At 68.3% G+C, this 12,890-nt stretch carries 11 protein-coding genes; all 11 read left to right on the forward strand.

The annotated features are described in order from the left end of the window. The first annotated feature begins 2 nt into the window (after positions 1-2). The 11 genes from hisG (at position 3) to GZ64_RS0104930 (ending at position 12,849) form a co-directional block, all read left to right on the forward strand. Positions 3-845: an ATP phosphoribosyltransferase gene (hisG, locus tag GZ64_RS0104880; protein ID WP_029265359.1), complete on the forward strand. Its 843-nt coding sequence runs from the start codon at positions 3-5 to the stop codon at positions 843-845. Then, positions 845-1,606, forward strand: coding sequence for an imidazole glycerol phosphate synthase subunit HisF (gene hisF, locus GZ64_RS0104885; protein WP_029265360.1), 762 nt, complete (start codon positions 845-847; stop codon positions 1,604-1,606). Before hisG ends, hisF begins: the two co-directional genes overlap by 1 nt. Then, positions 1,603-1,983 carry a phosphoribosyl-AMP cyclohydrolase gene (gene hisI / locus GZ64_RS0104890; protein WP_021200600.1) on the forward strand — a complete coding sequence of 127 codons (381 nt, stop codon included), beginning with the start codon at positions 1,603-1,605 and terminating at the stop codon, positions 1,981-1,983. The genes hisF and hisI overlap by 4 nt, the downstream gene beginning before the upstream one ends. After that, positions 1,980-2,567, forward strand: a complete 588-nt coding sequence (locus tag GZ64_RS0104895; protein WP_021200599.1) for a Trp biosynthesis-associated membrane protein — start codon at positions 1,980-1,982, stop codon at positions 2,565-2,567. The genes hisI and GZ64_RS0104895 overlap by 4 nt, the downstream gene beginning before the upstream one ends. A gap of 48 nt (positions 2,568-2,615) precedes the next feature. Then, positions 2,616-2,846 (forward strand): HGxxPAAW family protein, encoded by a 231-nt coding sequence (locus tag GZ64_RS0104900; protein WP_021200598.1) that lies wholly within the window; start codon positions 2,616-2,618, stop codon positions 2,844-2,846. Between the two features lie 2 nt (positions 2,847-2,848). Continuing rightward, positions 2,849-3,619 (forward strand): indole-3-glycerol phosphate synthase TrpC, encoded by a 771-nt coding sequence (gene trpC / locus GZ64_RS0104905; protein ID WP_029259244.1) that lies wholly within the window; start codon positions 2,849-2,851, stop codon positions 3,617-3,619. Then, the gene (gene trpB, locus GZ64_RS0104910; protein WP_021200596.1) at positions 3,619-4,887 is read left to right on the forward strand and encodes a tryptophan synthase subunit beta; all 1,269 of its coding nucleotides are present in this window, start codon (positions 3,619-3,621) and stop codon (positions 4,885-4,887) included. Before trpC ends, trpB begins: the two co-directional genes overlap by 1 nt. Continuing rightward, positions 4,884-5,687, forward strand: a complete 804-nt coding sequence (gene trpA, locus GZ64_RS0104915) for a tryptophan synthase subunit alpha (protein ID WP_029265362.1) — start codon at positions 4,884-4,886, stop codon at positions 5,685-5,687. Before trpB ends, trpA begins: the two co-directional genes overlap by 4 nt. Positions 5,688-5,697: 10 nt before the next feature. Continuing rightward, entirely contained in the window at positions 5,698-6,723 is a 1,026-nt protein-coding gene (lgt, locus tag GZ64_RS0104920) for a prolipoprotein diacylglyceryl transferase (RefSeq protein ID WP_021200594.1), read from the forward strand. A gap of 143 nt (positions 6,724-6,866) precedes the next feature. Next, positions 6,867-11,390 carry a glutamate synthase large subunit gene (gene gltB / locus GZ64_RS0104925; RefSeq protein ID WP_096359530.1) on the forward strand — a complete coding sequence of 1,508 codons (4,524 nt, stop codon included), beginning with the start codon at positions 6,867-6,869 and terminating at the stop codon, positions 11,388-11,390. Then, positions 11,383-12,849 (forward strand): glutamate synthase subunit beta, encoded by a 1,467-nt coding sequence (locus tag GZ64_RS0104930; protein ID WP_029265363.1) that lies wholly within the window; start codon positions 11,383-11,385, stop codon positions 12,847-12,849. The genes gltB and GZ64_RS0104930 overlap by 8 nt, the downstream gene beginning before the upstream one ends. Positions 12,850-12,890: the final 41 nt, after the last annotated feature.

The following is a 12,890-nucleotide window of genomic DNA, read 5'->3' on the forward strand; positions in this document are numbered from 1 at the left end:
CCATGCTGCGCATCGCTGTTCCCAACAAGGGCTCGCTCTCCGAGACCGCCGCCGACATGCTCGCCGAGGCGGGCTACGCCGGTCGCCGCGACCCCAAGACCCTGCACGTCATCGACGCCGAGAACGACGTCGAGTTCTTCTTCCTCCGCCCCAAGGACATCGCCACCTATGTCGGCTCCGGCGCGATCGATGTGGGCATCACCGGACGTGATCTGCTGCTCGACGCCCGTATGCCGGGTGCGCGGGAGATCGAGGCGCTCGGTTTCGCCGGCTCGACGTTCCGCTTCGCCGCTCCGACCGGACGCTACACCGACGTGAGCGAGCTCGACGGTCTGCGCATCGCCACGTCGTATCCCGGCCTGGTGGACGCGTTCCTCGACGAACGCGACATCGCCGTCGATCTGGTGCCGCTCGACGGAGCCGTGGAGTCCGCGGTCCGCCTCGGCGTCGCCGACGCGGTCGCCGATGTCGTCGAGACCGGGACGACCCTGCGCCAGGCCGGGCTCGAGGTCTTCGGTCCGGTCATCCTGGAATCCGAGGCGGTACTCATCGCGGGACCGGTGGATGCCGAGGGAGCGGACACGCTTCTTCGTCGCCTCCGCGGCGTGATGGTCGCACGTCGCTTCGTGATGATCGACTACGACCTGCCGGTCGCCCTCCTCGATGACGCCGTGAAGGTCGCCGGCGGCGTCGAATCGCCGACCGTCTCGCCGCTGCGCGACCCCGAGTGGGTCGCGGTGCGGGTCATGGTGGCGCGCTCGCGCGTGAACCCCGTGATGGATGCGCTGTACGCGCTGGGTGCGCGGGCCATCCTGGTCACCGCGATCCACAACGCGAGGCTCTGATGACGCTCGCCAGTCGGGTGATCCCGTGCCTCGACGTGGCTGATGGCCGCGTCGTCAAGGGAGTCAACTTCGAGAACCTGCGCGACATGGGCGACCCGGTCGAGCTCGCCCGGCATTACGCCGCCCAGGGCGCGGACGAGATCACCTTCCTCGACGTCACCGCCACGGTCGACGCCCGTGCGACGACCTACGATGTCGTGCAGCGCACCGCCGAGCAGGTGTTCGTCCCGCTGACCGTGGGCGGGGGCGTGCGCAGCGTCGACGATGTCGCACGTCTCCTCGCGGTGGGCGCGGACAAGGTGGGGGTCAACTCCGCTGCGATCGCGCGCCCTGAGCTCATCGGCGAGATCGCTGACCGGTTCGGTGCCCAGGTGCTCGTGCTGTCGCTGGACGTGAAGCGTGCTCCGACAACGCGCTCGGGCTTCGTCGTGACGACACACGGCGGCCGGACCCAGACCACCCTCGATGCGCTCGACTGGGCGCGGGAGGCTGCGGAACGCGGCGCGGGTGAGCTGCTGGTGAACTCGATCGACGCCGACGGCACGCGTGACGGCTTCGACCTGGAGCTCGTCCGCCTGATGCGCGAGGCGGCCTCCGTACCGGTCATCGCTTCGGGCGGGGCGGGGCAGGCTTCCGACTTCGCTCCCGCGATCAAAGCGGGCGCGGATGCCGTCCTGGCGGCGAGCGTGTTCCACACCGGCGCGCTCACGGTCGGAGATGTCAAGGACGCGCTTCGCGCGGAAGGAGTGCTCGTACGATGAGCGATGCAGACGGGCAGGCGGCTTCGGTGGAGGAGCGCATCGCACAGGTCGTCTTCAACGCCGACGGCCTGGCCCCCGTGATCGTGCAGCAGTGGGACACGCGCGAGGTGCTCATGCTCGCCTGGGTCGATGCGGAGGCGCTTCGACGCACCTTGACATCAGGGCGGGCGACGTACTGGTCGCGCTCCCGCCAGGAGTACTGGCGCAAGGGGGACACGTCAGGGAACATCCAGGTCGTGCACGAGGCGCGTCTGGACTGCGACGGGGACGCGATCCTTCTCCTCGTCGCGCAGACGGGACCGGCCTGTCACACCGGCACGCGCACGTGCTTCGACACGAACGATCTCGAGGCGATCGTCGGGACGGACCAGTCGTGAGCTTCGCGCAGCGCGGTCGCGCCCTCTCCGTCTCCGGATTCCTTCTCGCCGGTGCGATCGGCATCATCTCGTCGACCCAGACCTGGCTGACGGTCGAGCGCGCGGATGCGGGCGAGGCGATCCTGGTCCCCGGTGCCTCCGCCATGGTGCTGCTCGCTCCGCTCAGTCTCGCGGTTCTGGCCCTCGGCGCGGCGCTGTCGATCTCCGGCAAGGTCGTGCGCCTGATCTTCGGTGTCCTCGCGGCGGCGACGGCGCTGTTCCTCGGCTGGTCGACTCTCCAGTTGCTGATCGCCGAACCCTTCGACGCGGTCGCGGCGACGGTGACCGAGGTCACCGGTCTCGCCGGGGGACTCGCCGTCCACGAGGTCGTGGCGAGCATCGTGCCGTCCGCCTGGCCGTACATCGCCCTCGTGGGCTGGGCGATCCTGCTCGTCGCGTCCCTGGTCGTCCTGATCACGTGGCGGGGATGGAAGGCCGGAGGACGGCGCTACCGGACCGAACACGTCGAGGTCGCGCATGACGGTCCCGTCGACGCCGTGGATTCCTGGGACGAGCTGTCCCGGGGCACCGATCCGACGCGCTGACCCCGATAGACTGATTCCGAACCGCACGTCGTCCCCCCGGAGGAGAACATGACCAACCCGATCGCCGACCCCGGCCACGGACACTCGCCTGCCGCCTGGACCGCCGTCGTGATCATGCTGGTCGGCGTCGCCGCCGGCACCGTCGCCTTCTGCTTCGAGCAGCCCGCCCTCGTCGTGGCCTCGGTCGCGCTCATCCCGATCGGTGCGATCGTCGGCTGGGCGCTCGCGAAGGCCGGTTACGGCGTGAAGGGTCCGAAGTACGCTCCGAAGGCGCACTAATGGTGCTCGCCGACCTGACGGCCGGCGCTGTCGCAGACGCTGAGCGTCGCTCCCTGTCGCGCCCGCTGGCCACTGTCGAGCGAGACGCTCTCGCACGCCCCGCGGCCAAGGACGCCCTGTCGTTCCTCGCACCGTCGGATCGGGTGAAGATCATCGCGGAGGTCAAACGCGCGAGCCCCTCGCGAGGAGCTCTCGCCGACATCCCCGATCCCGCGCTGCAGGCTTCCCTGTACGAGGCGGGCGGCGCCTCCGCGATCAGCGTCCTCACGGAGGAGCGTCGTTTCGGCGGAAGCCTCGCCGACCTCGAGGCCGTCACGGCCCGGGTCTCGCTGCCGGTGCTGCGCAAGGACTTCATCGCCACCCGCTACCAGGTGCTCGAAGCACGTGCGGCGGGTGCCGACCTCGTTCTGCTGATCGTCGCGGGCCTCGAGCCCGCGGTGCTCCGTGATCTCTTCGGCTTCATCGGCGAGCTGGGCATGACCCCTCTCGTGGAGACGCATTCCGCGGATGAGCTCGAGGCCGCGATCGATCTCGGCGCGCCGCTGATCGGCGTGAACGCGCGAGACCTCAAGACCCTCGAACTCGACCGCGACCTCTTCGGGCGCCTGGTCGATCGAATCCCCGACACGGCGGTGAAGATCGCGGAGTCCGCGGTGCTGACGCCCGCCGATGTCGTGCACTACCGCTCCGCCGGCGCCGATGTCGTCTTGATCGGCGAGGCGCTCGTGACCGGCGACCCGGTCGCCACCCTCAAGAGTTTCCTGGAGGCATGATGAGCCTGCGCGACCAGCACGGCCCCTTCTTCGGCGAGTTCGGCGGGCGCTACATGCCCGAGTCGCTCATCGCCGCGATCGATGAGCTGACGGTGGCCTATGAGGCGGCGATCGTCGATCCGGAGTTCCGAGCCGAGCTCGCGCACCTGCTCAGCTCGTACGCCGGCCGCCCTTCCGCCATCACCGAGGTACCGCGGTTCGCCGAGCACGCCGGGGGTGCGCGCATCTTCCTCAAGCGCGAAGACCTCAACCACACCGGCTCGCACAAGATCAACAACGTGCTCGGTCAGGCGCTGCTGACCAAGCGTCTGGGCAAGACCCGCGTGATCGCCGAGACCGGTGCCGGTCAGCACGGCGTCGCGACAGCGACCGCAGCGGCGCTGTTCGGTCTGGAGTGCACTATCTACATGGGCGAGGTCGATACCGAGCGTCAGGCGCTCAACGTCGCCCGCATGCGCCTTCTGGGCGCGGAGGTCGTTCCGGTCACCTCGGGTTCGCGAACGCTCAAGGACGCGATCAACGACGCCTACCGCGACTGGGTGGCGTCGGTCGAGACCACCAACTACATCTTCGGTACCGCGGCGGGACCGCACCCGTTCCCCGCGATGGTCCGCGACTTCCAGAAGATCATCGGCGAAGAGGCGCGTGCCCAGCTGCTCGACGAGGTCGGTCGTCTGCCGGACGCCGTCATGGCGTGCGTCGGCGGCGGATCCAACGCGATCGGCATGTTCGACGCGTTCCTCGATGACGAGGGCGTCAAGCTCTACGGCGTCGAGGCGGCGGGCGACGGCGTCGACACCGAGAAGCACGCGGCGTCGATCGAGCGGGGCCGCCCCGGTGTGCTGCACGGTGCGAAGACCTACGTCCTCCAGGACGCCGACGGCCAGACCGTCGAGTCGCACTCGATCTCCGCCGGACTCGACTACCCGGGCGTCGGTCCGGAGCACTCGTGGCTCGCCGACATCGGTCGTGCCGAGTACATCCCGGCCACCGACGACGAGGCGATGCAGGCGCTGCGTCTGCTCAGCCGGACAGAGGGGATCATCCCCGCCATCGAGTCGGCGCACGCTCTCGCCGGTGCCCTGCGCATCGGCCGCGAGCTCGGCCCCGACGGACTGATCGCCGTGTGTCTGTCCGGCCGCGGCGACAAGGACATGGACACCGCGGCGCGCTACTTCCAGCTCTACGACGAGGCCGCTCTGGCCCACGATGTCGCCGCGGAGAGCGAAGAGGAAGAACTGGCCGCGAAGGGGGAGCCGCAGCTATGAGCCGCGTCGAACAGGCGATCCAGCGCGCACAGGACGCCGGGCGCAGTGCCTTCGTCGGCTATCTGCCCGTGGGTTTCCCCGACCTCGAGACGAGCATCCAGGCGGCCATCGCCCTCGCCGAGAACGGTGTCGACATCATCGAGCTGGGCCCGCCGTACAGCGACCCGGTGATGGACGGCGCGATCATCCAGGAGGCGACCACCAAGGCCCTGGCGGCAGGTTTCCGGATGGCCGACCTCTTCACGGCGATCCGCGCGATCACGGCGGCGACCGATGTGCCCGTCCTCGTGATGACGTACTGGAACCCGGTCATGCAGTACGGCATCGACCGTTACGCGGACGACCTGCTCGCTGCGGGCGGCGCCGGATTGATCACGCCCGACATCACACCCGACGCGGCAGGGGAGTGGATCGCCGCGAGCGAGCGGACGGGCCTGGACCGGGTGTTCCTCGCCGCTCCGACCTCTTCCGACGAGCGTCTCGACCTTGTGGTGAAGTCGTCCACCGGGTTCGTCTACACGGTCTCGACCATGGGCATCACCGGGGAGCGCATTGAGCTCGATCGCGCCGCCCGCACCCTGGTCGGGCGTCTTCGCGCGCACGGCGCTCACCGTGCATGCGTCGGCATCGGCATCTCCACCGCCGAGCAGATCGCCGGGGTGTCGGAGTATGCCGACGGCGCGATCGTCGGCACCGCGCTCGTCCGCGCCCTGCGTGACGGCGGCGTGCCCGCCCTTGCGGAAGTCACCCGAAACCTGGCCTCCGGCACCTCGTCGGCACGCCCCGATCACGAGAACTAGAATCGCACTCATGTCACTCGCGCTCCACAGCACCTTCACGAACGTGCTCGCCAGCATCCCGAGCCCCACGGTCTCGTACTTCGACCTCGGGCCGATCCGGATCCACTTCTACGCGCTGTGCATCATCGCCGGCATCATCGTGGCGACCTTCCTGACGAATCACCGTCTCACCAAGCGCGGAGCGGAGCCGTGGGTCGTCATCGACATCTCGATCCTGGCCGTGCCCCTGGCGATCATCGGTGCGCGCATCTTCCACGTCCTGACCCACCCGAACGACTACTTCGGGGAGGGGATCAACACCTGGAACCCCTTCCAGCCCGGCTCGGTGTGGGCGATCTGGGAGGGCGGAATCGCGATCTTCGGCGCCCTCATCGGCGGTGCGATCGGTGCGTACCTCGGGTGCCGTTGGACCGGTATCCGCTTCTGGACGTTCGCCGACGCCCTGGCCCCCGGCCTGCTGTTGGCGCAGGCCATGGGCCGCTTCGGCAACTGGTTCAACAACGAGCTCTTCGGTCTTCCCACGGACCTGCCCTGGGGGCTGGAGATCCCGTCCACGAACTCGGCCTTCCCCCCGGGACTGCCCGAGGGCACGCTGTTCCACCCGACCTTCCTCTACGAGGTTCTCTGGAACGGACTGGGCGTCATCGTCCTGCTCTGGCTCGGCCGCAAGCTCTTCTTCCAGTGGGGCCGTCTGTTCGCCATCTACCTGATCTGGTACAGCGCCGGGCGCATCGTCTGGGAGTCGATCCGCATCGATCCGAGCGAGATCATCCTCGGCCTGCGCAGCAACGTCCTTGCCGCGATCATCGGCGTCCTCGTCGGTCTCGCGATCCTCATCGTCCAGACACGTCGACACCCCGGACTCGAGCCCTCGCCGTACCAGCCGGGTCGCGAACGGACGGACGTGGACGCTGATGTACAATCGCAGAACAATCCCTCTGACTTCGTGGACGTGAGCGAGCCTCCGACCGAAGAAGTCACCGCAGGAGCCACCGCCACAAGCACTGCTCCCACGAGCGAGGACGGCTCTCGATAACGCCGCCTCGTGGCGGGAGAACCATTGCACTGAACGAGCGGGCCGACGTCGTCCCCGGGTTTCACTCGAAGATCTGAGGACGGTAACTGGTGTACTTCCAGCCCCCTTACGGCGCCTCCGGCGCATACCCCCCGAAGCAGGGCATGTACAACCCGGCGTTCGAGAAGGACGCCTGCGGCCTCGCCATGGTCGCGACCCTGCGCGGCGAAGCCGGGCACGACATCATCGCGTTGGCCCTCGAGGCCCTGCGCAACCTGGAGCACCGCGGAGCCATCGGCTCGGATGCGGGCACCGGGGACGGCGCCGGCATCCTGACGCAGATGCCCGATGCGTTCCTCCGCGCCGTCGTCGGCTTCGAACTGCCGCCCGTGGGGGAGTACGCGGCCGGACTGGCGTTCCTGCCCCGCGATTCGAGCGAGCGCCGCCAGCAGAAGGCCGGGATCGAGAAGATCGCCCGCTCCGAGGGCCTCCGGGTCCTCGGCTGGCGCGACGTCCCCACCGCCAACGAGAACCTCGGCAAGCTCGCCGATGAGGCCCGTCCTGCCTTCGAGCAGCTCTTCGTGAGCGCCGGCGGGGCGACCCACACCGATGCGCCGCTCACGGGCATCGCCCTCGACCGTGTCGCCTACCGGCTGCGCAAGCGCGCCGGTCACGAACTCGGCGCCTATTTCGTCTCGCTCTCGGCGCGCACGCTCGGCTACAAGGGCATGGTCACGACGCTCCAGCTCGAGCCGTTCTACCCCGACCTGCAGGATGAGCGCTTCGCGTCCGAACTCGCCGTGGTGCACTCCCGGTACTCCACGAACACGTTCCCCTCGTGGCCGCTCGCGCAGCCTCTGCGCATGCTCGCCCACAACGGTGAGATCAACACGGTCGGAGGCAACCGCAACTGGATGCGCGCCCGCCAGTCTCAACTCGAATCCGAACTGCTGGGCGACATCACCCCGCTCCTGCCCATCTGCACTGACGGTGCCAGCGACTCGGCCTCGTTCGACGAGGTGCTCGAACTGCTGACCCTCACCGGCCGCAGCCTGCCGCACGCCATCATGATGATGGTTCCTGAGGCCTACGAGAAGCAGGCCGACATCACACCGGAGCTGCGCTCGTTCTACGAGTACCACTCCAACCAGATGGAACCGTGGGACGGCCCTGCCGCCCTGATCTTCACCGACGGCACGCTCGTCGGTGCCACGCTCGACCGCAACGGCCTGCGTCCCGGACGCTGGACCGAGACGACCGACGGGCTCGTGGTCATCGGCTCCGAGACCGGCGTGCTGCAGTTCGAGCCGGAGCGCATCAAGCGCCGTGGTCGCCTGCAGCCCGGGAAGATGTTCCTCGTCGACACCGCGCAGCGCCGCATCGTCGAGGACAGCGAGATCAAGCACGACCTCGCCACGATGCACCCGTGGCAGGAGTGGCTGGACGCCGGTGCCGTGCGTCTTGCCGAGCTGCCGGAGCGCGAGCACATCGTGCACCCGCCGGCATCGATCACTCGCCGTCAGCGCACCTTCGGCTACACCGAGGAAGAGGTCCGCATCCTCCTCACCCCCATGGGGCAGACCGGCGTCGAGCCGCTCGGCGCCATGGGATCGGACACGCCGATCGCTGTGCTGAGCAAGCGTCCCCGGCTGTTGTTCGACTACTTCACGCAGCAGTTCGCGCAGGTGACCAACCCGCCTCTCGACTCGATCCGCGAAGAGGTCGTGACGAGCCTCAAGCTGGGCCTCGGCCCGGAGAGCAACCTGCTGTCGTGGGGGCCGGAGCACACCCGCACGGTCTCGCTCGACTTCCCGGTGATCGACAACGACGAGCTCGCGAAGATCCGCCACATCGACAAGGCCATGCCCGGCCGGTCGAGCGCGACCATCCGGGGTCTGTACCACTTCGATGCCGGGCCCCAGACGCTGCAGGACCGGCTCTCCGAGATGTGCGCAGAGGTGGACGAGGCGATCGAGAACGGCGCCGAGTTCATCATCCTGTCGGACCGCGACTCCAACAAGGACCTCACCCCGATCCCGTCTCTCCTCATGGTGTCGGCGATCCATCACCATCTCATCCGGCGCGAGAACCGCATGAAGGTCGGTCTCATCGTCGAAGCGGGTGACGTCCGCGAGGTGCACCACGTCGCGACGCTGATCGGCTACGGCGCCTCCGCCGTCAACCCGTACCTCGCTATGGAGACGGTCGAGCACCTCGTGCGCACCGGCTACATCAACGGCATCACGCCCGAGAAGGCGGTCAAGAACCTGATCTACGCGCTCGGCAAGGGCGTGCTCAAGATCATGTCGAAGATGGGCATCTCCACGGTGTCGTCGTACGCGGGCGCTCAGGTGTTCGAGGCGGTCGGCCTCAGCCAGGAGTTCATCGACGCGTACTTCACGCGCACCGAGTCCAAGCTCGGCGGTATCGGCATCGAGGAGATCTTCGCCGAGAACCAGGCGCGCCACGACTACGCGTATCCCGAGGATGCGGCCGCACGTGCGCACGAGCGTCTGTGGACCGGCGGCGAGTACCAGTGGCGTCGGGACGGTTCTCCGCACCTGTTCAATCCGGAGACGGTGTTCAAGCTGCAGCACTCGACGCGCACACGGCGGTACGACATCTTCCGCGAGTACACGAAGCTCGTCGACGAGCAGGCCGCAGAGCTGAAGACCCTGCGCGGACTCTTCACCCTGCGCACCGGCACACGCAAGCCCGTGCCGCTCGACGAGGTCGAACCGGTCTCCGCGATCGTCAAGCGGTTCTCCACGGGGGCGATGAGCTACGGCTCGATCTCCAGGGAAGCGCACGAGACCCTCGCGATCGCGATGAACAGCATCGGGGCCAAGTCGAACACGGGCGAGGGCGGCGAGGACCCTGATCGGCTGGTCGACCCCGAGCGCCGCAGCTCGATCAAGCAGGTCGCCTCCGGACGCTTCGGCGTCACGAGCCTCTACCTCACCGAGGCGGACGACATCCAGATCAAGCTCGCGCAGGGTGCCAAGCCTGGCGAGGGAGGTCAGCTGCCCCCGACCAAGGTGTACCCCTGGGTGGCACGTACACGTCACGCGACCGCCGGGGTGGGCCTGATCTCGCCGCCGCCGCATCACGACATCTACTCGATCGAAGACCTCAAGCAGTTGATCTTCGACCTGAAGAGAGCGAATCCCGAGGCACGCATCCACACCAAGCTGGTGAGCCAGTCGGGCATCGGTGCGGTGTCGGCGGGTGTCGCGAAGGCACTGAGCGACGTCATCCTGGTCTCCGGTCACGACGGGGGAACGGGTGCCAGCCCGCTGAACTCGCTCAAGCACGCCGGTACGCCGTGGGAGCTCGGTCTCGCCGAGACGCAGCAGACGCTCATGCTCAACGGCATGCGCGACCGTGTGGTCGTGCAGGTCGACGGGCAGCTCAAGACCGGTCGCGATGTGATCATCGGAGCCCTGCTGGGAGCCGAGGAGTTCGGCTTCGCCACGGCTCCGCTCGTGGTCAGCGGCTGCATCATGATGCGCGTATGCCACCTCGACACCTGCCCGGTGGGCGTCGCGACCCAGAACCCGGTGCTGCGCGAGCGGTTCACGGGCAAGCCCGAGTTCGTCGTGAACTTCATGGAGTTCATCGCGGAGGAGGTGCGCGAGCTCCTCGCCGAACTCGGATACCGCTCGATCGACGAGATCGTCGGCCGTGCCGACCTCATCGAGGTGAACGCCGCTGTCGAGCACTGGAAGGCCGAGGGGCTCGACCTCACTCCGGTGCTCGAAGGACCGGTGTTCCCTGCGGGTGAGCCGCGTCGCAGCGGGCGCACACAGGATCACGAGCTCGAGAAGCACTTCGACGTGCAGCTCATCGACATCGCGAAGGGGGCGCTCCTCAACGGCGAACCCGTCGTGGTGGAGCTGCCCATCGCCAACACCGAGCGCGCCGTGGGCACGATGCTGGGTCACCAGGTGACCTCGCGGCACGGGGCGGCGGGTCTGCCGCAGGGCACGATCGACGTCACGCTGCACGGCACCGCCGGACAGTCGCTCGGCGCGTTCCTGCCGCCGGGGATCGTGCTCCGCCTCGAGGGCGATGCGAACGACTACGTCGGCAAGGGGCTCTCCGGCGGCGACATCACGATCCGCCCGCCGCGCGGCTCCGCGATCGCTCCGCACGAGAACGTGATCGCCGGCAACGTGATCGGCTACGGCGCGACCTCGGGGACGATGTTCATCTCGGGCGTCGTCGGCGAGCGCTTCCTCGTGCGCAACTCCGGTGCGACCGCTGTCGTCGAGGGCGTGGGTGACCACGCTCTGGAGTACATGACGGGTGGTCTGGCCGTGATCCTCGGGTCGACCGGGCGCAACTTCGGCGCCGGCATGTCCGGGGGAGTGGCGTATGTGCACGCGCTCGACACGAGCAAGGTGAACGCGCAATCCCTCGGGAGTGGAGAGCTGCTGCTCGAACCGCTCGATCGAGCGGACCTCGAGGTGCTGCGCAGCCTGCTGGTCGCGCATGTCGAGCGCACGGCGTCGCCGTTGGCCTCGTCCTTCCTCGAGAGCTTCGAGGAGACCGCTGCAGAGTTCGTGAAGGTGCTGCCTCGTGACTTCGCCGCTGTGCGGAGCATGCGCGAGGAGGCGCTGGCCGAGGGGATCGACCCCGACGGCGACATCGTGTGGAACCGCATCCTGGAGGTGACCGGTGGCTGATCCCAAAGGCTTTCTGAAGGTGACCGAGCGGGAACTCCCCGCACGACGTCCGGTGCCGGTGCGCATCATGGACTGGAAAGAGGTCTACGAGCCCGGTGACAAGCAGGTGCTCCGTCGTCAGGCCGGCCGTTGCATGGACTGCGGTGTGCCGTTCTGCCACCAGGGGTGCCCGCTCGGCAACCTGATCCCCGAGTGGAACGACCTGACGTGGCGCGGTGAGGGTCGCGCGGCGATCGAGCGTCTGCACGCCACCAACAACTTCCCTGAGTTCACGGGACGGCTGTGCCCTGCGCCGTGCGAGAGCTCGTGCGTGCTCGGCATCAACCAGCCGGCCGTGACCATCAAGCAGATCGAGGTCTCGATCATCGACGAGGCGTTCGCGAAGGGCTGGGTCGAACCCGAGCCGCCGGAGCGCCTGACGGGCAAGACCGTCGCTGTCGTCGGATCGGGACCGGCGGGTCTCGCCGCCGCGCAGCAGCTCACCCGCGCCGGGCACACCGTCGCGGTCTTCGAGCGTGACGACCGCATCGGAGGTCTGCTCCGCTACGGCATCCCCGACTTCAAGATGGAGAAGACCCAGCTCGAGTCGCGTCTTCGTCAGATGCAGGAGGAGGGCACCCGCTTCCGTGCCGGTGTCGAGATCGGCAAGGACATCTCCTGGCCCGATCTGCGCGCGCGGTACGACGCGGTCGTCATCGCCACCGGATCCACGGTTCCTCGCGATCTCGCGATCCCCGGCCGTGACCTCGACGGGGTGCATTTCGCCATGGAGTACCTCGTGGAGTCGAACCACGCGGTCGCGGGAGACAAGGTCGCCGATCAGATCAGCGCCGAGGGCAAGCACGTCATCGTGATCGGCGGCGGTGACACCGGAGCGGACTGCATCGGCACCGCTCACCGTCAGGGCGCACTCAGCGTCACCAACCTCGCGATCGGCAAGCAGCCGGGTGTCACGCGTCCCGACCACCAGCCGTGGCCGATGATGCCGACCGTGTTCGAGGTCTCGTCTGCGCACGAGGAGGGCGGCGAGCGGGTGTTCCTCGCGTCGACCGTCGAGTTCCTCGGAAACGAGGTCGGCGAGGTCCGAGCCCTGCGTGTCGCCGAGACCGAGTACGTCGATGGACGCCGTGTGCCCAAGAGCGGCACCGAGAGGGAGATCCCGGCCGACCTCATCCTGATCGCGATGGGATTCACCGGTCCCGAGCAGGGCGGATACACCGAGGACACGCTTCCGCAGGTGACCGACCGGGGTGCGTTCCGTCGCGACTCCTCGTACGAGTCGACGGTTCCCGGCGTGTTCGTGGCCGGCGACGCCGGACGCGGTCAGTCGCTCATCGTCTGGGCCATCGCCGAAGGGCGTGCGGCGGCGGCGAACGTCGACCGGTTCCTGATGGGCACCACCGTGCTGCCCGAGCCGGTGCGCCCGAGTGATGTCGCGATCGGTCTCCAGCCCGCGTAGGCTGAGGCCGGCACCGTCGCCTGATTTACCTTCCCCCACTT

Origin of the sequence: Microbacterium sp. Cr-K32 (genome assembly GCF_000708345.1) — a bacterium.
GTDB classification, from domain to species: domain Bacteria; phylum Actinomycetota; class Actinomycetes; order Actinomycetales; family Microbacteriaceae; genus Microbacterium; species Microbacterium maritypicum_A.